Origin of the sequence: Kutzneria chonburiensis (assembly GCF_028622115.1) — a bacterium.
GTDB lineage: Bacteria > Actinomycetota > Actinomycetes > Mycobacteriales > Pseudonocardiaceae > Kutzneria > Kutzneria chonburiensis.
The window spans coordinates 2,744,220-2,768,022 of sequence record NZ_CP097263.1 but is presented as its reverse complement, the minus strand read 5'-3'; the positions used below and the strand labels follow the sequence as shown (position 1 = coordinate 2,768,022).

The window sequence follows — 23,803 nt, the reverse complement described above, 5'->3', positions numbered from 1 at the left end:
CCTCCCCGCCCAGTACCGCGCGCATTCACACTAGCTCAGCGTGACCGCCGTGTCGTCGACGACGAACGAGGTCTGCAGCGAGCTGTCCTCCGACGCGCTGAACTTCAGCGCGAGGGTCGAGCCGGCGAACGACGAGACGTCGATCGTCTTCAGGACGTAGCCGCTGGCCTTGTTGAGGTTGGAGTAGGTCGCCAGCGTGGTCGTGCCGCCGGTGACGGTGAGCTTGTCGAACTGGGTCGTCGTGGTGGTCTCGGCCGAGTCGATGTGCAGCCAGAACGTCAGCGTGGCCTTGCAGCCGGCCGGGATGGCCACCGACTGGGACAGCGTGTCGGTGTGGGTGGTGCCGTAGCCGTCCATCCACGCGTTCCAGGTGCCACCGTGGGTGGGCTGGGACGGCGCGTTCTGCCCGATCACGCCGGCCGTCGAGGCCCAGACCGTGGCGCCGGACTCGAAGCCGGGGTTGCCGAGCTTCTGCCCGCTGCACCCGCCGGTGGTGCCGACCGTCCACGAGAACGAGGCCGAGCCGCTGTGGCTGGCGCTGTCCGTGGCGGTCACCGTGACGTTGCTGTTGCCGGCGGTGGTCGCGGTGCCGGAGATGACGCCCGTGGAGGCGTTGATGCTCAGGCCGGCCGGCAGGCCCGTGGCGGACCAGGTGTACGGCGCGTTGCCGCCACTGGCCGACAGCGGGAGGTTGACCGCGGCACCGGTCGTGGTGGACTGGTTGCCCGGGTTGGACACGGTGACCTGGCCGGTGGCGCTGCACGTCGGGTCGCCCGACTGCGCCGGCACGGAGATCGCGTCCCACGCCGCCTTGACGGTGTTGAACTCGGTGCAGCTACCCGGGAACAGGTTCTTGGCCGCGGTCAGCGTCCAGGTCCGGTACTTCAGGTAGGAGCTGCCGGTCGTCTTGAGCAGCATCGCGTTGTAGAAGATCTTCACCGCGTTCTGCACGCCGAGGCCGGTGACCGTGGAGCTGTTGCACGTGGTGCTGGTCGGCTGGCCGTTGGTCGGGTTCGTGCCCTCGGCCAGCAGGTAGAACCAGTGGTTGCCGGGGCCGGCGGCCGCGTGCACCTCGGTGCTCGGGATGGAGCTGTCGTAGCAGTTCTTGTCGCCGAGCGCCGACGGGTTGTACATGTTGCGGATCGGGCCGGTGCCGACCAGGTTGATCTGCTCGCCGACCAGGAAGTCGGGCACGTCGTAGGGCGAGGGCTCGTTGGCGAACCACTCGGTGGACGCGCCGAACACGTCGGCCACGAACTCCTGGGTGCCGTTGCCGGAGATGCCACCCGGGGTGTGGTCGTCGATGCCGTGGCCGTGCTCGTGGGCCACCACGTCGATCGAGCCGATCCACTGGTTGTTCGAGTTGTGGCCGATCTGGACCTGGCTGCCGTCGTAGAAGGCGTTCTCGTCGGCCAGGCCGACGCGGATCGGCCAGCCGCCGCCGGCGCCGTCGAAGCTGTTGCGGCCCAGCCACTGGGACAGCATCTTGTTCTCGGTCTGCGCGGCGAACAGCGCGTCGACACAGCCGGTCTCACGGCTGGTCGCGTTGCCGTTGCCCCAGGTGTCCGAGGTCTTGGTGAAGGTGGTGTTGTTGGCCGCGTCCTGGCAGCTGACGTTGGTCAGCACCGGGTCCTTGAGCGAGAAGTTGCTGCCGGAGTGGGTGGTGTCCAGGTGGATCGGGTTCGGGCCGTTCCAGGCGGCCGTTCCGTCGCCGTGCAGCACGTGCTCCTGGGTGTGCAGCACCTTGCCGCTGGCTGCGTCGACGACGACGTCCAGCTTGCTGGCCTCGCCGTCACGGGTGCCGGTCACCGTGCTCTGCCACGCAAGGGCAGGGTGCCCAGCGCGAAGGTCACGAGTTGCGCGGCGCCGACACTGTCCACCTTGGACATCTCGCCGCGGGCGATGCTCTCGGCCTGCTTGGCGGTCAGCTTCGGCGAGGTCGAGGCGAGGTTGATGGTCGAGTCCTGGGCCACCGTGGTGGCCACGACCTGGCCGGTGGAGTTGGTGGCGACCACGAAGTCGCCGCCGACCACCGGCAGGCCCTTGTACGTGCGCTGGTAGGGCACGTACTTCAGCCCGTTGGTCGAGGAGATGGTGCTCTGCTGGACGAAGGCGTCGTCGGCGCTGGCGTGCAGCGCGGCGGGCCGGGAGGCGACGAGACTCTGGGCCGCGTTGACGGCCATCGCGTCGGCGGTGAGCGGGTTCGCCATCGGCGCCGTGGTCGGCTGCGCCTGGGCGGCTGTGCTGGTGGTGACCGCGGCGACCAGCAGGCCGGCCGCGACGACAACGGTGGAACGTCTCAGGAACATCGGCAGTTCTCCTCCGAGCAGGGGCTGTCGCGGTCCGGGTCGCGGACCGCTTTCGCAGAGGTGGAAGGTGTCGACCGCGGACCAGGATCAGGGCTCGGGCAAGCGGGAGCAACCGACGAAGGTAGTGAACTTTGCATGAATCGCCTGAACGGCCTTATTGCGACGTACGGGTATCGGCCGCTCAGGCGATGTGACTCTCAGTTTATTACTGTGTAGAACAAAACCCTTTTCTAGGCCGACTTGGCTACCGCGTCGAGGATCAGCTCGGTCACGGTGTCGGCCCGCGACAACGCGAGCAGGTGCGAGCCGTCGATCTCGACAACGGTCGAGCCGGCCCGCTGCGCGCCGAAACGTTGGACGGTCGGATGTATCGCCCGGTCGGCGCTTGCCACGGCGTGCCATGACGGCAGCGTCTTCCAGCCGACCGGCCCGGACTTCTCGCCGAGCGCGGCGGCGGCGATCGGCCGCTGGCTCACCGCGAGCACGTCGGTCACGTCCTCGGGCAGGTCGGCGGCGAGCACGTGCCGGAAACCCTCCGGGCTGAGATAGAAGTCCTCGCCGACCGGGCGCAGGTGCGGGCCGAGCTCGGAATCAGGGAACTGTGCGGCCATCTCCAAGACGCTTTCGCCTTCGTCGGGCACGAATGCGGCGATGTGCACCAGGGCTTTGACATTTGACGTTGTCGGGGCGGCGGCGCCGATCACCGCGCCGGCGTAGGAATTGCCGACCAATACGACCGGGCCGGGGATGGCGGCGACCGTCGCGGCGACGAAGGCGGCGTCGGTGGCCAGGCCGCGCAGGGGAGTGGCGACGGCCTGCGCGGGCACGTCGGCGGCGCGCAGCCGCCGGATCACGCCGGCCCAGCTGCTCGTGTCGGTGAAGGCGCCGTGCACCAGCACCGCGGTGGGGTTCATCTTCTGGTCCTCCGGGATCAGCGAGAGAAAGAACGTTCGTTCTGCTGGTGACGCACGGTAGGGGTGGGTGATGTGCGCCGTCAAGGGTTGAGCAGAAAGAACGGTCGTTCTGTAGGCTGATTCCCATGAGCGAGGCCCCACGCGACCGGCTGCTGCGCACCGCGGCCCGGCTGTTCTACGCCGAAGGGATCCGGGCGGTCGGCATGGACCGCCTGGTCGCCGAGGCCGGCGTCACCCGGTCCACCTGCTACCGCCACTTCGCCGGCAAGGACGACCTGGTGCTGGCCTATCTGGACTCGGTCGACCGGCTCATCCGGGAGGCGGTCGCGGTGATCATCGCCGAGCGGCCGCCAGCCGAGGCGCTGTTCGGGATCTTCGAGTTCTACGGCGAGTTCGCCACCGGCGAGGACTTCCGCGGCTGCAACTTCCTCAACGCCGCCGCCGAGCACGCCGACCGGGACAGCCCGCCGCGGCGGCTGATCGCCGCGCACCGGGCCTGGCTGCGCGAGACTTTTCGTTCCCTGCTGACGGAAACCGGACACCCCGCGCCGGATCAGGCCGCCGCCACGCTGGTGCTGCTGCGCGACGGCGCGATGTCCGCGGCCGAACTGGACGATCCCGCGACCGTGCGGGAGACGTTGCTGCACACCGTCGGAGCGGTGATCGCCCCGTAAGTCAACCCGCGATCGTCGTGACCTTGAAGAGGTGAGGATTGCTCCGCTGAAGGCCGCCCCGGGCGTGCGCCCGGGGCGGCCGGAGGTCAGCGAAACCGTCGAATGAGACCCCCGAGTGCCACCGCGCCGATGGCGGCCGCCGCGCCCTGCAAGATGCGACGCTGGCGGTGGGCCTTCGCCCGGGCGTCGGCGTACGGCATGGTGGTGTTGGTGATCATGGCGTGCAGCGGCATCCACCGGTGCCGCAACACCTTCTCCAGCACGACGTCGCACGCCTTCTCCAGCCGCACGCCGGGGGAGCGCACGGTGTCGCGGAGCTCGGCGAAGTTCTGCCGGGACATCTCGGCCAGCGCGTCGGTGTGCGGCTTGCGGCGCTGGTAGAACCGCTCGACGGCGGCCCGAGGCGAATCCGGCCGCGCGGCGAAGGAGTCGGCCAGCTCGAGACCGTCCTCGAAGGCGGCGTTCATGCCCTGGGCCAGGAACGGGTACACGGCATGGCAGGCGTCGCCGATGAGCACGACCTTGCCGTCGTGGTGCCAGGGCGAGGTCCGCGTGGTGACCAGCTTGAACGTCGGCTGGTCGAGGAAGACCTTGCCGACATCGGGCACCAGGTCCAGCACGTCCGGGAAGAGCTCCCGGAACAGCGACTCGACGTCGTCCGAGGTGCGGAGCGCGTCGAAGCTGCGCGGCCCCTCGAACGGCAGCACGCAGGAACAGGTGAAGGAACCGTCGAGGTTGGGGTGGGCGAACATCATGGTCTCGCCCCGCGGCCACAGGTGGAAGACGTCGTCGGCCATCCGGTGACTGCCGTCGGCCGCGGCCGGGATGTGCAGCTCCCGCCAGCCCCAGTCGAGGAACTCCTGGTGGAAGTCGGCCCGCTCGTCCCGCTGCATGTGCTTGCGCACCACCGAGAACGCCCCGTCGGCCCCGACGATGACATCCGGAGTAACGGTGAAGGCGTTACCCGACTCGGAGACGAAGTCGGCGGCCGGCAGGTCCTTGTCGATGCCGACGCACCGGGTGTCGAACACGAACCGCACGTTGGCCGACCGGGTGGCGGCCTCGATGAGCTGCACGCCGAGATCATGGCGCTGGATGGCCAGGATGCCGCCGTCGCCGTACGTGGAGAAGCGCAGCGACTTGTCCTGGTTGTGCACCAGGCGGCCGCGCATCGGCGACACGTGCCGGGTGATCTCCTGCCGCAACCCCAGGCGCTCCAAGGCTTTCAGCCCACGTTCGGACAGCCCGAGGTTCATCGAGGTGGTGTGCACGGCGTTGACCCGGGGATCGGGCCGCCGCTCGTACACGGTCACCGTGTGGCCCTGCCGGCCGAGGGCGAGCGCCAGGAACGCCCCGGCCATGCCCGCCCCGACCACCACGAATTCCACTACTGCTCCTTGGTCTTGACGACGACGTGCACCTGGTCGACGGCCTTCTCCGCCAGCTCGACCGCCTCGGCGGCGGTCGGCGCGAGCACCATCACCGAGCCGATCCGGTCCCACGAGCTGCGCAGCTCCCGTACGGGATCGCCGACACCCGGCCCCATGCCGAAGCTGACCACGCCGGGCAGTTCCCTGGCGGCGTCGAGGCCGTCGATGCTGATGATCTCGCCCGGCGGCACCTGCATGAACCGCACCGCGGCGGCTTGCGGTGCCACGGTTGGCATCTCCGGCGGCTCGAGGCCGCGCATCACCGAGAAGTAGCGCTCGCCGATCGGGTCCTCGTAGGCCCGTTCGATCATTTCGATGATGCCGTCGCCCGGGAAGCGGCCGGCGCACTCCACGAGATACGGCGTGTCGTCGTCGCGCACGATCCACTCGCAGTGCACGACCCCGGAGCCGAACGCGACGGCCCGCAGCACGGCCAGCGTGCTCGCGACCAGCTTGTCCCTCAAGGCCAACGAGATATCGGCCGGCAGCACGTGCCCGAGCTCGATCGGCCGGTCCCCGGGGTAGAGGACCTTGTCCGTCACGTTGGCGAACAGCGACTGGCCGTCCCGGACGACCATCTCCACGCTGTACTCGTGGCCGGCCACGTACTCCTCGACCAGCATGCGCACGGCCCGTTCGCGATCCGGCACGAAGATGCCCTCGTCCTGCTGTAGACACGACGCCCACGCCGCCTCGACCTCCGAGGCGTCGTGCAGGACCTGCGTGCCGACCGCGCCCTGCCGGTTGGCCGGCTTCAAGATCACCGGAGCGCCGTGCTCCTCGATGAACGCGGTGACCTCCGCCGGCGAGCCGGCCTCGGTGGACAAGGGATTCGGCACACCGGCGGCCCGGGTCACCTTGCGCAGCAAGGACTTGTCCCGCAGCAGCTCGGCCGCGCCGAGACCGGCCCCCGGCGTGCCGAGCCGCTCGGCCAGCCGGGCGGCGAACGGCGTCGCGTACTCGACCAGCGGCACCACCGCCGACGCGGCGATGTCGGGCCGTCCGACCAGCAGCGTGTCGGCCGCACCGGGCAGCTGGTACTCCCACTCGATGAGCTCCCGCACCAGCTTCGACTCGGCGATGTGCTTGCGGACGTCGCGCTTGCGCACGACATCGGGCTCCTCGACGATGATCAGCGACTGCTCGGGCAGGAACTCGGCCAGTTTGCCCAGCGCGGCCACGAAGCCCACCAGGATGATCGGTCGTTCGGACACGTTCAGCGCTCCTCTACTTCGCGATGCCGAGGCACAGGCCGAATTCGGGGGTGCCGCCCAGCAGGTGGGCGCCGCCGGACTGGAGGATCCGCTCCTGCGCGAACAGGTGCTGGCACATCGTCGTGGTGTCCCGCAGCCAGCGGTCCATCGGCGACGAGCGGTGGATCGAGGCGGTCTGGAGCAGGTCGTAGATCCGGGTCACGATCGAGCGCGCGGTCCGGAACGAGTGCAGCCGGGACAGCGGCAGCGCCGCCCGCTCGGTACGGGTGAGGTCGTCCAGTGTGCCGCCGCTGCCCAGGACTTCCTCCAGCCGGGCCAGCGCGCCACGAACCCCGTACCTGGTGGCATTGTAGTCGGCCTCGCACTCGGCGATGATCGTCTGCACCCGGCGGTTGTCGGCCCAGCGGTCCCCGTTGGGATAGCGCCGGGTCTCGGCCAGCTCGCGGACGTGGTCCAGTGCGGCCCGGGCGACCCCCAGCGGCACGCCGGGCAGACAGCGCATGAACGTCTCGGGTTCCGTTCGAGGGCTGGAGTGGTCGCGCAGCTCGCTGAACACCAGCGTGTGCTCCTGCGGCACGAACACGTCGGTGATCGTGTAGTCGCAGCTGCCGGTGCCGGACAGGCCGGTGGTCTCCCAGTTGTCGATCAGGCTGACGTCCTCACGCCGCACCATGAACAGCCGCGAGTCGTGCGGATCCTTGCCGTCCGGGCTCGGATCGGGCTGCCCGTCGCGGTAGATGAACGCCCCGGAGATCACCCAGTCACAAGTGGTGACGCCGCTGCCGAAGGTCCAGCGTCCGGTCAGCCGGTAGCCGCCGGGCACCCGCTCGGCCCGGCCGACCGGGAACAGCGCGCCGGCGGTGATCATGTCCAGGCTGGGGAACATCTCCTTGGCCACCGCGTCGTCCAGGTAGCGGGCGAAGTGGCCGGTGTGCGCGCAGACCTCGGCCGTCCAGGCCGCCGAAGCGTCCCCGTAGGCCAGCGCCTCGACGATCTCCAGCTCTTCCAACGAGGTCAGGTCGGGCCCGCCCCAGGCGTTGGTGAACCCGGCCTGGTAGATCCCTGTGTCCCGCAGCTTCTCCACGAGGTCCTCGGGCAGGTGCCGGGTCCGCTCGATCTCCGCCGCCCGTTCGCGCAGCTCCGGGGCCAGCGCCTTGGCCCGGGCCAGTATCTCCGCGGCGGTCAGCGTCGCCTCGGATGCGATGGTCATCAGGTCGCTCCTCACGCGTCGGTGTCCAGCAGGCCGGCCGGCATCTCGAAGGCCGCGTCGGGTTTGGGCGGCCCGATCGGCTCGGCGTCGACCTCGACCATGGCCGAGGTCTCGACCAGTCTTTGGCGGCAGGTCGTCACATCGGCGGCCTCGCACACCACGAACGAATGGCGCGCGAGGTAGCCGCCGGGCGGCAGCCGCAGCGTGGTGCCCGGGTCGACCATCGGCGACGCCGTGACCAGCCCTTCGGTTTCTGTCGGCACGGTCACTTTCCGCACCACACAGTCTTCTGCCGGCAGTCCGAACCGGATGCCGGCCACGGACCGCTTGGTCGGCGTGATGTCCGGACGCTGCCCGGTGGCCACGTCGAACAGCACCTCGCCGGAGTCGATGCCGGTGGCGATCTTGCCCAGCAGCGGGATCAGGTCGCCGCCGACCCGGCCGTTGATCTCGATCACCACCGGGCCGTCAGCGGTCAGCCGCAGCTCGCTGTGGGTGATGCCGTCCTCGATGCCCAGCGCGCGGTGTGCCCGGGCCAGCGTGTCGATCACCGTCTCGTCGACCAGCAGCGGGTCGGCCGCGTCGACGACGTGCCCGATCTCCTCGAAGTACGGGTGCTCGCCGCTTTCCTTGCGGGCCAGGAACATCGGCAGGTACTCGCCCTTGTGCACGGCCCCGTCGACGCTGACCTCCGGCCCGTCGGCATAACCCTCCACAATGGCCTGTGCGCCGTAGATGCCCTGATCCACCTCGCTGGCCGCCAGCGCCACGGCGAACGCGGCGTCGAACTCCGACTCGTCCCGAGCCAGCACCACGCCGATGCTCGCACCCAACGCCCGCGGCTTCACGACGACCGGAAAGCCAATAGCCTCAGCGGCTTTCCTCGCCTCGACCGGATCGGCGGTCATGGTGTACCCAGGCTGCGGCAGACCGGCGGCGGTCAGCAGGTCGCGGGTGCGGTGCTTGTCCCGGCAACCGTGCACGCCGGCCAATCCCAGTCCCGGCACGCCGAACTCGGCCGCCAGCTCGCCGGCCGTCAGCACGAGCGGCTCGTCCCAGCACATCAGCCCGACGATCTTTTCGCGCGCGGCGACCTTGCGGGCCTCGGCGATCATCACCGCCGGGTCGAACACGTCGGCCAGCACGATCTCGTCGAAGTACTGCTGCTGCCAGGTCGGCTTGAGATTGTTGAGCAGCACCAGCCGCAGCCCGGCGGCCCGGGCCCGGCGGTGGACGGACTCGACCAGGTACTCGCGGTAGTAGCGCAGTCCGCTGCCGATCACCAACAGGGTGCTCATGCGACCGCCTCCTCCGCGATCACCGTTTCCGGCTTGTCCTCCTTGACCTTGATGCCGCCCCAGGCCAGCGCGCCGGTGATGACGGCAAGCACGGTCAGCACCGGGAACCACACGCTGCCCAGCGCGGTCCAGGCCAGCACACCGAGAATCGGCCCGAGCGCCTGGGCCAGACCCATGACCGAGCTGGTGACGCCCAGGTAGCGGGCCCGGTAGCGGGCCGGCACCTTGGCCGGCCGGGCGAACATGGTCGGGCCGGACATCATCAGCCCGCCGGTGAACATCGCGGCGCTGATGATCACGACCGCCGCGTTGCCGGCGGACAGCCCCCAGCCGAGGAAGGCCAGCCCGAACACCACGTGGCCGAGGAACACCGCCAGCGACGGCGGCCATTTCACGATGTACGAGGTGACCTTCAGCTCGCAGGTGATCAGCACGATGCCCGAGGTGGCCAGCACGAAGCTGTACAGGTCGGTGGACAGCCCGTCGGCGACGATCTTCAACGGCAGCGCCACCGTGTACTGGGCGTACACCACGGTGCCGATGAACACCGCGGCCAGGTACATCAGGAACCGGCCGTCCCGGGCCAGCACGCTGTAGGCCGACCCGCGAGACGCGTTCTCGCCCGGCGCCGGCTTCTCCTCCTCGGGCGCGACCACGTTGGGCAGCAGCGCGAAGGCCAGCAGCGAGTACAGCAGCGCCGTCGCACCGTCCACATAGAACAGCAGGTCCCAGTTCACCGCGATGAACACGGTGGCCAGCAGGGCCGCGCCGGCCGCGCCCGCGTTGAGCGCGATGCGCATCATGGAGAAGGACATGACCTGGAACTTCTCCGGCATCAGCTCGGCCAGCATCACCGAGGCCGCCGGCCGGTAAGCCTGCGTGACCAGCCCGGCCAGGCCGACGTCCAGGATGACCAGCCAGAACGTGCCCGGTCCTGACAGCAGTGGGATCAACGCCACCAGCGGCCCGGACGCGGCCATGGCCAGCCCGATGGTGAACCGGGTGCCGAGCCGGTGCGCGAGCTCGCCGCCGAGCGTGCTGCCGATGATCGCGCCGACCGCGTAGGCGACCAGGCCGACACCGGCCAGCTCGGCCGACACGCCGCGGTGCACCAGATACAGCAGCAGGAAGGACTGGACGAACGCGCCCAGCTGGTTGAGCAGCATGCCGCCGAGCAGGTACCGGATCGACGCCGGCGTCGCCCTGATCGCGGCGAGCACGCCGTCGGACGCCCTGTCGTTCATCCTGTCGCCTCCATGGCTTCGACGATCGTGTGTACTACGAGTGGTGCGGCGGCGAATCCCGAGCCGCCGCAGGCGGGACGGACCCACAGGCCCGGCCCGACGTGGTTGAGCAGTGCCCCGCCGGTGTCGGGATCGGCGGCGTAGTGGCATTCCTTGGCCGCCACCACCTGGTAGCGCTCCATTTCGGACAGAATCGGCTCGGTGAGCAGCCGGTCGATCCAGTGCTTGCTGTCGCCGGCGACCGTCGATTCCACGTGCCGGCAGACCAGGTCGGAGCTGATCTTGAGCAGCGTGCCGTCGCCCGGCGGCAGCAGCCAGGCCCGGCAGTCCGCGCCCAGCCCGCCGACCCCGGGCGCGTGCTCCCACCACGCCGCCAGATCGGCCGGCGGCCGCAGATAGACCATGGTCTGCCGGTACAGCGTCACCGGAACGTCGACCAGCTCACGGCTCCACGGCCCGGCCGCCACCACCACGACGTCCGCGCCGAGCGCCGTGCCGTCCACAAGGGACACCCAGTGCTCGGCGACGAACTTCACCGTGCTCTCCGGCCTGACCGTGACCATCGGGTGACTCTTCAGCCACGCCGCCGCGGCGTCCAGGAACCGGTCGGCCAGCAGCACTCCCGCGTCGGCATCCAGCACACCGACCGTGCCGGCCGGAAACCGGACGTGCGGCAACTTCTCCGGATCGACCACGGTCAGCGAGCCGGTCTCGGGTAACGGCCAGGCCGTTACTATCCCGACCTGCCGGAAGAACCGCGTACCCAGCAACGACTCCAGCGCCAGCCAGCGTCGCCGGGCGTCGGCCATCTGGGCCGTCATGACCGGATCCCCGGGCCGCTGCACGCGCAGCGCCCGGTGCTGGTCGGCCGACGTGGCGGCCGGGTTGGGGATGGGGCCGCGATCGAGCAGCGTCACGCGGTGTCCCGCCCGCGCGCACTCGATCGCCGTCACCATCCCCGTGACCCCGGCGCCGACGACAACGATGCTGGACATCAGCCGCCGGCCCCGGTCAACCGCGGCAGGGGAGTGGGCGTGATCGTCACAGCGTCCTGGCGGGCCGGGATCGTGGTGTCGGCCAAGGCCGCCGCCGCGAGGTCGATGAGCACCGGCGCGGCGCAGCGGAGGAAGACGTCCACCTCGTGGCAGAGATCGCCGGCGGTCTCCTTGGTCACCCCTGCGGCCATCTGGTCCAACCGCCCCAACTGCTCAGCCATGGTCGACGCCACGGCCGTCAGGCTGAAGCGCCGCACGTTGTAGCCGGCGGCGAAGCGGTCGACCATCCGCTGCGCGGACCGCCGCGACCGCTCGGACACCGGCAGCGCCCCGCGCCCCACCCACGCGTCGACCGCCGCCGCGACCCGGTTCCACGGCCGCACGAGCCGCGTGTCGGTCACGCGAACCAGTGCCTCGCGGGTGAAGTCCGTGCGCTGGAACTCCGGGCTCGTCGCCGACAGGTGGAACCGGATCAGGTCCCGCGGCACCTCGGCCGCCAGCTCCCGCCCCGACACCACATGTCCGCGGCTGGTGGAGAACTTCTCGTTGGCCAGCTCGTAGAAGTCGTTGGTGATGTACTGCGCCGGCACCACGTACTCACCGAGCGCGGTCAACATCGCCGTCCCGACCACGGCGAACGGGTAGGTGGCGTCAAGGCCGGTGAAGTAGACGACCGTCGTCCCGGAATCCTTGCGCCAGAACTCGTCGTCGGACTTGAGCACCGCGCCCCGACGCTCGGCGGCCAGCGCCGTGGTGAACATGCTCCACGGCATGCCCTCCATGTGCGGGTAGATCACCTGGCCCGGCACCTCGGGGAACGGCGCCGGGATGCCCCACGACGTCGGCTGCGTGATCGGGAAGTCGGGCAGCGGCCCGGCCAGCACGTCCTCGATCATCTGGGCCATGTGCGGGCGCATGGTCGTCTTGGCGAAGTAGGCGGTGAGTTCGGCCCGGTACTCCTCGACCGGGAACACCAGGATCTCGGCCTCGCGGGTCTCCAGCGGCTCGTCCGGGTACAGCGTCGACCGCGGGTCGAGCAGATCGCCGGGCGCGACCGGAAGGCCGCAGCTCTCGCAGATGCCGGCATAGCCGGTGGCCAGGCAGAACGGGCAGCCGCCGATCACGTACGCGTCCATCAGGTACTCGCCGGTGCTCGGCAGGTACGGGAAGCGCCAGGTGCGCAGCTTCAGCTTGCCCAGGCTGTGCAGCCGGTCGTAGAAGTCCAGCACCATCTTGGTGAACCGGTCGCCGATACAGCCGAACCCGTCCACCTCGATCCCCATCGCGGCCAGCGTGCGCTCCACCTGCTCGGCCGACCGGACCCGCAGGTGCTCCGGCGACACCCCGAGCTTGCGGGCGGCGGTGACCACATAGTTCTGGGTGAAGTGCATCCCGGTGCCGTACAACGCCTCCCCGCCGGTGGCCCGGGTGTACCGGGTGCACACGTCGGCGGCCAGGAACGGGCCGGCCAGGTGGCCGACGTGCAGGTCGCCGTTGGCCGTCGGCGCGGGCGAGATGATCACCAATCGCTCGGTCATCAGGCGCTCCTCAGCTCGCCGCGACGGGCCAGCAGGTCGTTGACGATGTCCTGGGACCGCCGGGCCAGCACGCTGATCAGCGAGTCGGCGATGCCGTGCGTGGCCTCGTTGACGCCCTGCAGGTACATCGCGCCCCAGGCCGAGTCGCCGAGATCGACCCGGTAGCAGCGGCTGACCGAGATCTCGTCCAGCCCGACCTTGTCGGCCAGATCACGGACCATCGCCGGCATGCGCTTGTCGAAACCGGTGCCGACCAGCACCACGTCGCAGCGCAACTCCTCCACCTTGCCGGAGGTCCGGTCGCGCAGGTCCAGCACCACCTCGTCGTCCTCGACCCGCGCCCCGACCACCTCGGTCAGCGGCCGCACGCGTGACCGCTCCTGCCCGACGCCGCGCTGCTGGTACAGCATGGTGTAGATCTGCTCCAGCATCGGCGGGGCCAGGCCGGCGTAGTTGGTCAGGTGCATCTCGTCCAGGATCTGGGCGCGGACCTCGGGCGGGCTGTCGTAGAAGACGTCCACAAAGGACGGATAGAACAGCTCGTTGACGAACTTGCTGGTCTGGTAGTTCTGCAGGCCGATCGACCGCACCACCATGGTCAGCTCGCTGTTGGGCAGGTTCTGGTGCAGGGCCATGAACATCTCGGCCGCGGACTGCGCCCCGCCGACCACCACCGCCCGCAGCGGCGCGTCGGCCGGTAACTCAGCGATTCTGGTCCGGTACTGTGCGCTGTGGATGATCCGGTCGGCCGGCAGGTCGGCGAACACCGCCGGGACGTGTCGGTCCCGGCCCCCGCCGACGACCAGGTCCCGGCAGCGAATCGTGTCGCCGCCGTGCAGCGTGACCCGCCAGCCCGTGATCGATCCGTCCCCGTCCCGGGTCGGCTCGATGCACTGCGCCTTGGCGTTGAACCGGATGTCCACCTGCTCCAGCGAGCGGGCCACCCACTGGAGATAGTCGGAGATCTCCCAGCGGAACGGGTTGAAGGTGCCCAGGTTCACGAACTCGTCCAGCCGGCCCGAGTCGTGCAGGAAGTTGAGGAAGGAGAACTTGCTGCGCGGGTTGCGCAGGGTCACCAGGTCCTTGAGGAAGGACACCTGGCTGCGGGCCCACGGCATCAGCAGGTCGCGCTGCCACTTGATGTCGGGGCTCTGGTCCAGCAGCAGCGTCTCGGCAGCCAGCGCGTCCGAACCGGACTCCTCGATGGCCACCGCGAGGGCCAGGTTCGCCGGCCCCGCGCCGATCGCGAGCAAGCCCACCTCTTGGTCAGTCACAGATGCACCTCGTTCATCGTGGTGGATTCGCGCCCGGCCGTCGCCACGGGCGGTGATGGGTGAGAGGGTGTGTCGAGCGAGTGACCAGCTCGTGACCCGATGCTATGGGCGGGTTGTTCCCCGTTCCTAGGGAAGCTTTGCCCGTATGGCGGGGAATCCTGGTGGGCTCGGCGTGCTTTCAGCGGTATGGAATAGGCGCTTCGGGCGTGTCGCACCCCTGGTCTTCGTGTCGCAGCTAACGATGTCGTCTGGCGGTTCGCTAGCTTGACAACCCGAGATGGGCGGGCACTGGGGGAGCCTGAGGACCTATTTGGGGGACTACATGACTCACCCGGCACAGATCGAAGGCCTGTACGCCGGTGGCCGGCAGAACGTGACCCTTGAGACCGGATCTCGCGTGACGGTGCTGCTGGCCGACGCGCATCCGGTGGCGCGCAGACGAATCAGATCCACCCTCGAGCGGGCCGGCGGCTGCGTCGTGCTCGGCGAGGCCACCACCGCGGCCGAGGCGTTCGCCGAGACCGCGTGGCACCGCCCGGACGTGCTCGTCGTGGACCCGCACCAGTTCGGCGCCATGGACGTGGCCGACATGATCGGTCATGTGGCCCGGATCGCCCCTGGCACAAGGGTTCTGATCGTCACCTCGGTCGACGACGACGTGGCCGTGCGGGCCGCGCTGCACGCTGGCGCCCGGGGCTATCTGGTCGCCGCGGACGCCGATGCGGACCAGGTGCTGCGCGGCGTTCAGGTGGTGGCCAACGGCGAAGTGATCGTCGGTCGCTCGGTGGCCGGCCGGCTGCCGGCGCTGTTCACCCCGCTCGGCGGACAGGCGCCGTACCCCTTCCCACAGCTGACCGCGCGGGAACAGCAGGTGCTGGAACGGATCGCGGCCGGCAAGTCCAACCTGGCCATCGCCCGCGAGCTGGCGCTGGCGTCCAAGACGATCAGCAACCGGGTCTCCTCGGTGCTGGGCAAGCTCGGCGTGACCGACCGGGCCCAGGCCATCGTGCTGGCCCGCGACGCCGGCCTCGGCCGGGGCTGACCCCTTTGGCGGGCAAGGGATTTCCCTGTCGGCAGGGATAACTTCCCCTACCGGGAGGGAAACGTTCGACACTAGCCTCGGTCAGCGTCAACAGGATCCGGCTGATCGGAGTGGGGACGTGACCGACCAAGAGCCCGTGGCCGTGGACATCCGCCGTGAGGACCACGAGAACCTGGTCCAGGCCTACGGACTGGAAATGAAGCTGCTGTACCCGTGGGACGGCCTGACGGCCCCGTTCGAGGGCGCGTGGTGCGTGCTGCGGCCGGGGGACACGTCGGTGACGCACGCCCACCACGAGCACGAGATCTTCATCGGCATGACGGGCCGCGCCGAGGTGGTGACGCCCGATCGGACCTATGAGTTCAACGCCGGCGACGTCGCCTTCCTGCGCCCCGGCATCGAGCACCATCTGACCAACACGCACGACGAGGACTTCGCCTACTACGCGATCTGGTGGGACCGGGCGATGTCCGAGGGTTTCGTGAAGCAGGAAGAGGAACGAGCCGTCGCCGGTGGTGATCGGTGATCGACTATGACGGCCGCCGGTTCCGCAAGGAGGGTGTCGGCGACGCGCCGGTCGCGGTGTACCGGCAGCGCGGCGATGTCGTGTGGACGGAGGTCTCCGGCGGCCCGGTGCTGCGCTGTTCGGTCACCGGGCTGCGGGACTCCGCCGACACCCTCCACATGGGATACACGATCGTGCTCGACTCCGGGGACGTGATCTGCGGCCACACCGTGAACACGCCGGAGGTGGCCGACGACGGCCGGATCCGGTTGTGCGAGCAGTGGGAACGGTACGGCCCGCATGCCGCCACCGGCACGTCGTACCTCGAAGAGGTGAGGGATCTCCGATGAAGTCTCCGTCCGAAGAGGACTGGCGACGCCTCGACCTGGCCGTCACCGGCCGCGTGCTGCGCCCGGGGGACAACGGGTTCGGCACGGTCAGCACGCCGTTCAACCGACGCTTCGCCGATGTGGTGCCGGGTGGGGTGGTGTCCGTCGCTGACGTTGTCGACGTGCAGCGGGCGATTACGTGGGCGCGGGAGGTGGGCGTTCGGGTTTCGGTGCGTGGGGGCGGACACAGTTACGCCGGGTTCTCGGTGTGTCCGGGGTTGGTTCTGGATCTGTCGGGGCTGAAAACGGTGTCGGCCAACGCTTCTAGTGGGCTGGTCACGGCGGCCGGTGGGGCTTCGATGTCCACTGTGTACTCGGCGATCGAGCCGTGTGAGATGGCTTTCGCGCTGGGGAACGGGGCGTCGGTCGGGATTGGTGGGCTGACGCTTGGTGGCGGGTATGGTGCGACGTCGCGGGTGCATGGCATCACGGCCGATGCGTTGGTCGCTACGACTTTAGTGACGGCTGACGGGGAAGTGCTTCGGTGTGACGCGTCGGAGAACGCTGATCTGTTCTGGGCGTGCCGGGGCGGGGGTGGGGGGAACTTCGGCGTGAACGTGTCGTTCACGTTCCAGGCCCAGGCGGTGTCGGACTGTGCGACCTATGTGTTGCTGTGGCGGATCGAGGACGCGGAGAAGGTGTTCTCGGTGGTGCAGCAGACAGTTGGTGCCGCGCCGGACGCGTTTGCGGCACGGGTCGGGGTCAGTACGACGGGGTCGGATGCTGTTGTGTCGTGCATCGGGCAGTACATGGGGCCGGCGTCGGAGCTGCGGGAGATCCTTGATCCGGTGCTGTCGGTGGCGCAGCCGTTCCGGGCGATGATCGAGGACCGGACGTACTGGCAGGCGAAGGATGATCTGCTGCACGACACCTCGGCCGGGGCTTTCGCGGCTCGGACGAGTGTGCTGACGCGTGCGTTGCCTGATGAGGCTGTCGAGTCGATGCTGGCGCAGGTTCGTCGCTGGCCGGGGAGTGGGAATTCCGATGGGGGAGGGGCGGCACTGTTCTCGTGGGGTGGGGCGGTGAACCGGGTTGGACTGGGGGACACGGCTTTTCCGCATCGGGATGCTCGGTTCCTGCTGGCGATGGACACGTCGTGGGCGGAGGATGACTCGCCGGCGGTGGTGGATGCGAATCTCGGGTGGCTGGGGGAGCTGGCTGATTCGATGGCACCGTATGGTGATGGTCGGTCGTATGTGAACTTCACTGATCCGGACCTGGCATCGTGGCGGAGTGCGTACTACGGGGAGAACTACGCGCGGCTGGCGGAGATCAAGCGATGGGTGGATCCGGACGGGTTCTTCGCTTTTGACCAAGGGATCGGGTCATGACGACGCCGCCGCAGGTCGACGCGCGTGTGTTGTTCTGGTCGGCGGCCGAGGTGGACGCCGGGGAGGTGCCCGAGCAGCATCTGCCGTACGTGCGTGAGATTTTGGCGTGGGCGCGGCGGTATCTGGTGTCGGCGCATCCGGAGCTCGGGCGGAACGGGCCGGTGTGTCCGTATACGCAGCCGTCGCTGCACAAGGGGCTGTTTCACTTGGCCGCGTTGTCGGGGGAGGGAGACGTCAACGAGGCTGTGGAGAGCCTGCGGGCGTGGTACGAGCGGATCGGCGCGGGAATGGCGGCGGGGGATCGTGAGCTGCTGACCGTCCTGCTGGTGTTGCCGCAGTTGGACTATGAGGATGCCAGTGGGTTGGATGCGGTGCAGGCGGTGGCGAAGGACAAGTTCGTCGAGGACGGGCTGATGATCGGGCAGTTCCATCCGGTGTGTGATGCGCCTGGGTTGTGGAATCCGGAGTTCAAGGCGTTGCGGGCGCCGGTGCCGTTGTTGGCTATTCGGAAGCTTGTCGTGTATGACTTGCCGTTTTTGGTGGATCATCGGGCGCATGCTGAGAGTTATTTGCGAAGGTTTGCTTCTGAGATTCCGTCTCGGGTTCGGAAGCAGTTGGCGCAGAGGATTATTGGGTAGTTGTGGGTGTTGGGTTGGGTGGCCCGCCCGCCCGCCCTTTGTGGGGGTTGGGTTTGGTGCGCGTGCCGTGTAGTTTCCCGGGGTTCTTCGGTTTATGGGTCGATTTGGTGTGGAGCCTCTGCGCGATGGCCCAAGGGCTAAAAGCGGGCAGGACGAGCCTGCCCTTGGCCTGTCAATTGTACGCCATCGCGCCCCTCCACACAAAATCGACCCAATTCGGGGAGTTGGCGACCGGTGTGTGAAGGAATGGTGGTGGCTGGGTTTTGGCTCCCACTGTGCACCCTTTTCCCGGTGCCCGTTTCCCGGTTAGTGGCGCAGGGGGCGGGTGGTGTGGTGGCGGCCGGCCGGTGTGATCCAGTGGGTGGTGCCGTCTGAATCCTGGGTCACTGTGTAGTTGTCGTGTTTGCGGTGGTGGTGCCAGGTGCAGAGCCCTTGCAGGTTGGTCGCTTGGGTGGGGCCTGTGAGCCAGGGGGTGATGTGGTCGTGTTCCTGGATGGGCAGGGTGCAGCCGGGGGCGGTGCAGGTGCCGCCGGCCCGAGCAACGGACGTCTCCTTCATCAGCGCCGTGGGCCGGTAGGTGTCGGTGCTGATCGCGGAGATCTGCTGGTACTCATCCAGCAGCAGGCCTCGGAACGGGCCGTGCATGGCCAACTCCCGGGCCGCCTCGGCCGCGATCGGCCCATAGCCGGCGAGCAGGCCGGGGTCATTCGTGAGACCAAGCAAGGTCTCCATCGAGATGGTCACGAAGGTCCGCACGTTCCAGTTGGTGTGCTTGCCCCGCAGACGATCCCAGAGCACATCCGACCGTTTCTGGTCAGTGGTGCGCTCGTCCTTCGGCAGGGACTTCGCATCGGCGCAGATCTGCTGGAACAGCTGGTGGGCCTCAGCAGCCGGGAGGATCCAGGTCAGCTTGGCCATACCGTCAGGCAAGGCCGAGAGCCCGACCTGCCGGTCGTCTTTGGCTTTGTGGCAGCGCTGCTCATAACCATCCGGGTCGGCCTTCGCGACCAGGGCGGTGGCCTTGCGACACACCTGCGTCCGGGTCATGCCAGCGGCTTCCTCGGCCAGGGCCTGGTCGACTTCGGCGACCTGGGCCGGGTCCGAGAGGTGGCGGGTCCGCTCGTGGACCGCCGCGAACCGGGCCAGGTCGATCTCACCCCGACGGAACCGCGCCGCCAGCGCGGGATGAGTCTCCAGGGCGGCGGCGATCTCCTGGGAGCGGGCCAGCGCCGGCTCTGACACCTTCGTGGCCATCGCCAATTCGGTGAGGTCTTCGATGTGGTTGAGGGCCTCATGTTCGGCCCATTCACACACGGCCCGCACCTTCCGGGCCACTCCCACAAAATTGACCAACTGCTCTTGGGTCAGGCTCGCCGGATCCACACCCACCACCAGATCGAACATGGCCCCTGTGGGTTCCATGCTCTCGATCTCGCGGGTGAGTTCCATACTTCCGAGAATACTCGAACACAAGATCGAACACGAATCCCTAACGGGTGAATCCCGCCCGACAGAAAGGCTTTTCTTTCCTCCCGTCACACCGCAACACGGCAACTCGAACTAGTCGTGTGGATTTTGTGTGGAGGGGCGCGATGGCGTACAATTGGCAGGCCAAGGGCAGGCTCGTCCTGCCCGCTTTTAGCCCTTGGGCCATCGCGCAGAGGCTCCACACCAAATCCACGCGACCACACCGAATTAAACCCCCACCCTTGACAACCTGGGTCTACTTAAGCAACCCTGCTACCCGTGAGCCCCACCTGGCACAAGACCGCCTGCAGCCTCTGCTACGTCAACTGTGGCATCGAGGTCCTCACCGACACCGACGCCGGCACCCGCGCCATCACCCGCGTCCGAGGCGACAAGGACAACCCCCGCACCCAGGGCTACCTGTGCCAGAAAGCCCAACGTCTCACCTGGTACGGCAACCACAACGACCGCCTGGACACCCCGCTCCGCCGCCGCCCCGACGGCACCCACGAGCCCATCTCCTGGGACCAGGCGCTCACCGAAATCGCCACCAAGCTCACAACCATCAAAAACCAAGACTCCGCAGCCAACCGCCCCGGCTCCATGGCCTACGTAGGCGGTGGCGGCCAGGGAAACCACTCCGGCGGCGGCTACGGCTTCGCCCTCCGCAAGTGGATGAACTCCACCCGCTTCTTCGGCGCTCTCTCCCAGGAGAAGACCGGCGACTTCTGGGTCAACGGCAAGATGTTCGGCGGCCAGACGAACCACACCGCCGAAGGCGTCGAAGACTGCGACCTCCTCCTGGTCATCGGCTGCAATCCCTGGCTGGCCAACGGATTCAACCGCGCCCGCAGCGCCGTCAACGACATCAAGAACGACCCCGCCCGCAAGATGATCGTCGTAGACCCGCGCCGCACCGAAACCGCCGAGGTGGCCGACGTCCACCTCCCCCTCCGCCCCGGCACCGACGCCTACCTCCTGGCCGCAATCCTCGCCTTGATCATCCAGCGCAACGGCCAAGACGAAAACTTCCTCGAACACCACACCATCGGCTACGACGACGTAGCCGCCACTCTCGCCAAGGTCCCCGTCGACGCCTGGATCGCCCACACCGAAGTCCCCCGCGCCGACGTCGACAAGGCCGTAGACCTCATCCTCCAAGCCAACGCCATGACGGTCCGCGTCGAGCTCGGCATCCAGCAGGGCCGCAACTCGACGCTCAACAGCTACCTGGAGAAGCTGCTCTACCTGATCACCGGCAACTTCGGCCGCCCTGGCACGAACGCGCTGCACTCCTGGCTGATGCCCCTCTGGTCCGAGTCCCGTGGCGAACGCTCGGAGATCACCGGGTTCGAGTACATCGGCGGCATGCTCCCGCTGAACACGCTGGCCGAGGAGATCCTCGCCGACCATCCCCACCGCGCCCGCATCCTCTGGGTGGAATCCTCCAACCCCGCCAACACCGCTGCCGACACCGCCGGTATCGAACGCGCCATCCGCGCCGCCGAGCTCTCCGTCGTCATCGACGTCGCCTACACGGAAACCGCGGCCCTCGCCGACTACGTCCTCCCAGCAGCATCGCAGCACGAGAAGTGGGAATTCACCTTCTTCGACTTCGAATTCCCCACCAACTACTTCCACCTGCGCCCGCCGCTGTTCGACCCGCTCCCCGGCACCCTCGTCGAAGCCGAGATCTACACCCGCCTCTTCGACAAGCTCGGCGTTCTCCCGGATCAGTCCACACTGGACGAACTAACGAACACCGACCGCGCAAGCCTCCTCAAGGCCGCAGCCCCGATCCTCCAGGAAAACCCAGCCATAGCCCCGATCCTCCTGTACCGAACCCTCGGCCGCACCCTCCCCGACGGCGCGGCCACCGCCGCCGTCCTCTGGCCCGGCTGCCTCACCCTCGCCAAGCGCATGCCAATCCCCGTCCAACGCGCCCTGCAATCCACCAACGAAGGCCCCGCCCTGGCCGCCGAGCTGTTCGACCGAATCCTCACCAGCCCCAGCGGCACCCCGTTCACCCAGCACGAATACGACGAGGTCTGGCAGCTCATGCGCCACGACCGCGTCAACCTCGCAGTCCCGGAACTCCTGTCCTGGCTGGAAAAACTCGACCCTGCCAACGACCGTCCCGACCCGGACTTCCCGCTGTCGCTGATCAACGGCCAGCGCCGCCGTCACAACGCCAACCAGATCCTGCGCCCGCCGAGCTGGCGTCGCACCGACCCGGACGGCGCACTGCACGTCCGCACCGACGACCTGAAGGCCATCAACGCCAACGAGGGCGACTGGGTGGCGGTCGTCAGCCGCACCGGCCGGATCGTCGTCAAGGCGGAGATCGACGACTCGCTCCGCAAGGGCCAGCTGGCCCTCCCGCACGGCTTCGGCATGGCCGTACCGGACGGCCACGGCGGCCGCGTCCTCAACGGCCCGCGGATCAACGTCCTCACCGACGCCACCGACCGGGATCCCATCGCCGGCACGCCCCACCACAAGGACATGCCGGTCCGCCTGGAACCGGCCACCGCCGAAGAAGCGGAGACGGCGGAGCGGGACGCCGAGATCGTGCACGCTCTCATCTCCGCCGGCTCCTGAACGCCGTCAGAACGGACTGATCTCCCACACCTGGTCAGCGTTGGTCACATTGCACGGAGCCTGCACCGCAAGCCCGCTGGCAATGCCCAAACACCGCCCAGTCACCTTGTTGCGCAGCTGAACGGCGTCACCGACGGTGATCGTGTCCCAGAACTGGTCCCCGAACTGCGGCAGGCAGTCGAACTGCACGGCCTGGTCGCCCCCACCCCCGTGCACGATGAGGCATCGCTTCGTGGCGTGGTTGCGCACCAGATAGCCGCTGTCACCGGCCGGGTCCAGCTCCCACACCTGGTCGGCGTAGCGCGGCGCGCAGTCGAACTGGAACGCCGGCGCGTCGTTGACGTTGTTGTCGGCGTGCACGGCCAGGCACTGCTTCGACGCCCGGTTCACCACCCGCAACTGGTCGGGCACCGCCTTCTCGTCCCACGTCTGCTCGGCGTGCGTGGCGTCGCAGGCAGCCGTCGTAGCCGGTGTCCCGTTCGGCACGTCACCGATCGAGAGGCACAGGTTGGTCGCCTTGTTGCGGACCTGCACGCCGTTGAGCAGCGGCACGATGTCCCAGAACTGGTCGCCGAACTGCGGCAGGCAGTCGAACTGCACGACCTGCGGGCCCCCACCCCCGTGCACGATCAGACAACGCCCGGTGTACGCGTTCTTGATCATTGTGCCGCCGGCCGTCGTCTGGAGCTGCCAGGCCTGGTCGTCGTACGCCGACGGGCAGTCGAACTGGAAGGCCGGGGCGTCGTTGACGTTGTTCGCGCCCTGTACCGCCAGGCAGCGCTGCGAGTTCCGGTTCACGAAACGCAGCGCCGTCGGAGCGGTCTGCTGGGTGATCCACCCGGCAATGTCGTCCGTCCGCACCGCCACCGAGCCGGACCGCGTCTCCGTCTCGCTCAAACAGCCATGCCCCCACGAAGCGGTGATCAGGCCGGCCAGCTCGGTCCGCCCACCGACGCTCCGCAGCACCGGCCCGCCCGCGTCGCCCTTGCACGGGTCGTGAGCGCCGGACAGCGCCATCGTCGTCGCGGTGACGGCGCCGATGGTCTGCGGCGTGGTGGACAGCCGGTTGGGCACCCACTCCGAAGCCGTGCGCCCGAAGCCGTCGATCCGGACAGTGTCGGCGGCGGTCGGCGCGGCCGTGCCCAGCGGCAGCGGCGTCACGTCGTTGACGGCATAGGTCAGCTTGGCCAGCACCAGGTTCCGGTCCGGCCGGCCGACCAGGGCGGTCACACCGATCAGGTGGTTGGCCGACGTCAGATCGGGCTGCCCGACAACAACTGTTGTCGCGGAGCCGGGCTTGCCCTGCGCGATGTCGGCCGCCGGGAAGCACGACGCGGCGGTCGCCACCCACTGCGGGGCCACCAGCACACCGGTGCACGCCGCCGTGGCCAGGCTGATCTTCGCCACGTAGCGATCGGCCCCGGCGGCCACCGGATCGCCGCCGGCGATCGCCTGCGCGGTCGCCGGCACCGCCACCGTGCCGGCCGCCACGATGCCGGCGAGCACCGCCGTTCTCAGTCTCGTGCGCATGCAGCTCCTCGTCTCCAGGACACGAGAGGGCAGCCGAAACGTGGTCCCCCCTCGATCGACGGCGTCACCATAGCCGGACAATCCGCCCAGCTCACAGCACTGTCATCGAACTTGCCGCCGAACGTCCACTGTGGATGGACCCGCCGAAGCTCGACTAGGCCATCCGCCGGGTCCATACTGACCAGCGCAAACTGGCGTCG

Annotated in this window: 20 protein-coding genes; 7 read left to right on the top strand and 13 right to left on the bottom strand. The window is 68.7% G+C overall.

Features of this window, described 5'->3' with window-relative positions:
* Window positions 1-30: 30 nt before the first annotated feature.
* The 3 genes from M3Q35_RS12740 to M3Q35_RS12735 all read right to left on the bottom strand — a co-directional run bounded on the left by M3Q35_RS12740 (window position 31) and on the right by M3Q35_RS12735 (window position 3,223).
* A complete protein-coding gene (locus M3Q35_RS12740; RefSeq protein ID WP_420704760.1) occupies window positions 31-1,809 on the bottom strand; it encodes a M4 family metallopeptidase in 1,779 nt (592 codons plus the stop codon).
* Window positions 1,806-2,309 (bottom strand): hypothetical protein, encoded by a 504-nt coding sequence (locus tag M3Q35_RS48840; protein WP_420704759.1) that lies wholly within the window; start codon window positions 2,307-2,309, stop codon window positions 1,806-1,808. The genes M3Q35_RS12740 and M3Q35_RS48840 overlap by 4 nt, the downstream gene beginning before the upstream one ends.
* A gap of 230 nt (window positions 2,310-2,539) precedes the next feature.
* Window positions 2,540-3,223 carry an alpha/beta hydrolase gene (locus M3Q35_RS12735; RefSeq protein ID WP_273941927.1) on the bottom strand — a complete coding sequence of 228 codons (684 nt, stop codon included), beginning with the start codon at window positions 3,221-3,223 and terminating at the stop codon, window positions 2,540-2,542.
* 125 nt (window positions 3,224-3,348) lie between these two features.
* Between M3Q35_RS12735 and M3Q35_RS12730 the strand changes: the two genes are divergently transcribed.
* A complete protein-coding gene (locus M3Q35_RS12730; RefSeq protein WP_273941926.1) occupies window positions 3,349-3,897 on the top strand; it encodes a TetR/AcrR family transcriptional regulator in 549 nt (182 codons plus the stop codon).
* Window positions 3,898-3,983: 86 nt separating this feature from the next.
* Here M3Q35_RS12730 and M3Q35_RS12725 read toward each other — a convergent pair whose 3' ends face one another.
* From M3Q35_RS12725 to M3Q35_RS12690, 8 genes are read right to left on the bottom strand one after another with little or no spacing between them, the layout of a single operon-like run.
* The gene (locus M3Q35_RS12725; RefSeq protein WP_273941925.1) at window positions 3,984-5,285 is read right to left on the bottom strand and encodes an FAD-dependent oxidoreductase; all 1,302 of its coding nucleotides are present in this window, start codon (window positions 5,283-5,285) and stop codon (window positions 3,984-3,986) included.
* Entirely contained in the window at window positions 5,285-6,541 is a 1,257-nt protein-coding gene (locus M3Q35_RS12720) for an ATP-grasp domain-containing protein (RefSeq protein WP_273941924.1), read from the bottom strand. Before M3Q35_RS12720 ends, M3Q35_RS12725 begins: the two co-directional genes overlap by 1 nt.
* 13 nt (window positions 6,542-6,554) lie before the next feature.
* The gene (locus M3Q35_RS12715; RefSeq protein ID WP_273941923.1) at window positions 6,555-7,751 is read right to left on the bottom strand and encodes an acyl-CoA dehydrogenase family protein; all 1,197 of its coding nucleotides are present in this window, start codon (window positions 7,749-7,751) and stop codon (window positions 6,555-6,557) included.
* 11 nt (window positions 7,752-7,762) lie between these two features.
* The gene (locus M3Q35_RS12710) at window positions 7,763-9,049 is read right to left on the bottom strand and encodes an ATP-grasp domain-containing protein (RefSeq protein ID WP_273941922.1); all 1,287 of its coding nucleotides are present in this window, start codon (window positions 9,047-9,049) and stop codon (window positions 7,763-7,765) included.
* Window positions 9,046-10,293, bottom strand: a complete 1,248-nt coding sequence (locus M3Q35_RS12705; RefSeq protein WP_273941921.1) for an MFS transporter — start codon at window positions 10,291-10,293, stop codon at window positions 9,046-9,048. Before M3Q35_RS12705 ends, M3Q35_RS12710 begins: the two co-directional genes overlap by 4 nt.
* On the bottom strand, window positions 10,290-11,288 hold the full coding sequence (locus tag M3Q35_RS12700) for an NAD(P)/FAD-dependent oxidoreductase (RefSeq protein WP_273941919.1): 999 nt from the start codon (window positions 11,286-11,288) through the stop codon (window positions 10,290-10,292). The genes M3Q35_RS12705 and M3Q35_RS12700 overlap by 4 nt, the downstream gene beginning before the upstream one ends.
* A complete protein-coding gene (locus tag M3Q35_RS12695) occupies window positions 11,288-12,826 on the bottom strand; it encodes a class I tRNA ligase family protein (protein WP_273941918.1) in 1,539 nt (512 codons plus the stop codon). The genes M3Q35_RS12700 and M3Q35_RS12695 overlap by 1 nt, the downstream gene beginning before the upstream one ends.
* Entirely contained in the window at window positions 12,826-14,100 is a 1,275-nt protein-coding gene (locus M3Q35_RS12690; protein ID WP_273941917.1) for a lysine N(6)-hydroxylase/L-ornithine N(5)-oxygenase family protein, read from the bottom strand. Before M3Q35_RS12690 ends, M3Q35_RS12695 begins: the two co-directional genes overlap by 1 nt.
* Window positions 14,101-14,422: 322 nt before the next feature.
* Here M3Q35_RS12690 and M3Q35_RS12685 point away from each other — a divergent pair, with 322 nt between their 5' ends.
* From M3Q35_RS12685 to M3Q35_RS12665, 5 genes are all read left to right on the top strand, one after another.
* Window positions 14,423-15,142 (top strand): LuxR C-terminal-related transcriptional regulator, encoded by a 720-nt coding sequence (locus tag M3Q35_RS12685; protein WP_273941916.1) that lies wholly within the window; start codon window positions 14,423-14,425, stop codon window positions 15,140-15,142.
* Window positions 15,143-15,260: 118 nt separating this feature from the next.
* The gene (locus M3Q35_RS12680) at window positions 15,261-15,668 is read left to right on the top strand and encodes a cupin domain-containing protein (protein ID WP_273941915.1); all 408 of its coding nucleotides are present in this window, start codon (window positions 15,261-15,263) and stop codon (window positions 15,666-15,668) included.
* A complete protein-coding gene (locus M3Q35_RS12675) occupies window positions 15,665-15,997 on the top strand; it encodes an avidin-fold protein (protein ID WP_273941914.1) in 333 nt (110 codons plus the stop codon). The genes M3Q35_RS12680 and M3Q35_RS12675 overlap by 4 nt, the downstream gene beginning before the upstream one ends.
* Window positions 15,994-17,367 carry an FAD-binding oxidoreductase gene (locus tag M3Q35_RS12670; protein WP_273941913.1) on the top strand — a complete coding sequence of 458 codons (1,374 nt, stop codon included), beginning with the start codon at window positions 15,994-15,996 and terminating at the stop codon, window positions 17,365-17,367. The genes M3Q35_RS12675 and M3Q35_RS12670 overlap by 4 nt, the downstream gene beginning before the upstream one ends.
* Window positions 17,364-18,005: a DUF6875 domain-containing protein gene (locus M3Q35_RS12665; RefSeq protein WP_273941912.1), complete on the top strand. Its 642-nt coding sequence runs from the start codon at window positions 17,364-17,366 to the stop codon at window positions 18,003-18,005. The genes M3Q35_RS12670 and M3Q35_RS12665 overlap by 4 nt, the downstream gene beginning before the upstream one ends.
* A gap of 306 nt (window positions 18,006-18,311) precedes the next feature.
* Here M3Q35_RS12665 and M3Q35_RS12660 read toward each other — a convergent pair whose 3' ends face one another.
* Window positions 18,312-19,454: an HNH endonuclease signature motif containing protein gene (locus M3Q35_RS12660; RefSeq protein WP_273941911.1), complete on the bottom strand. Its 1,143-nt coding sequence runs from the start codon at window positions 19,452-19,454 to the stop codon at window positions 18,312-18,314.
* A gap of 297 nt (window positions 19,455-19,751) precedes the next feature.
* Between M3Q35_RS12660 and M3Q35_RS12655 the strand changes: the two genes are divergently transcribed.
* On the top strand, window positions 19,752-22,073 hold the full coding sequence (locus tag M3Q35_RS12655) for a molybdopterin-dependent oxidoreductase (protein WP_273941910.1): 2,322 nt from the start codon (window positions 19,752-19,754) through the stop codon (window positions 22,071-22,073).
* 6 nt (window positions 22,074-22,079) lie between these two features.
* Here the strand turns inward: M3Q35_RS12655 and M3Q35_RS12650 are convergent, their stop codons facing one another.
* Complete coding sequence (locus M3Q35_RS12650) at window positions 22,080-23,603, bottom strand: RICIN domain-containing protein (protein ID WP_273941909.1); 1,524 nt, start codon at window positions 23,601-23,603, stop codon at window positions 22,080-22,082.
* Between the last annotated feature and the right edge of the window lie 200 nt (window positions 23,604-23,803).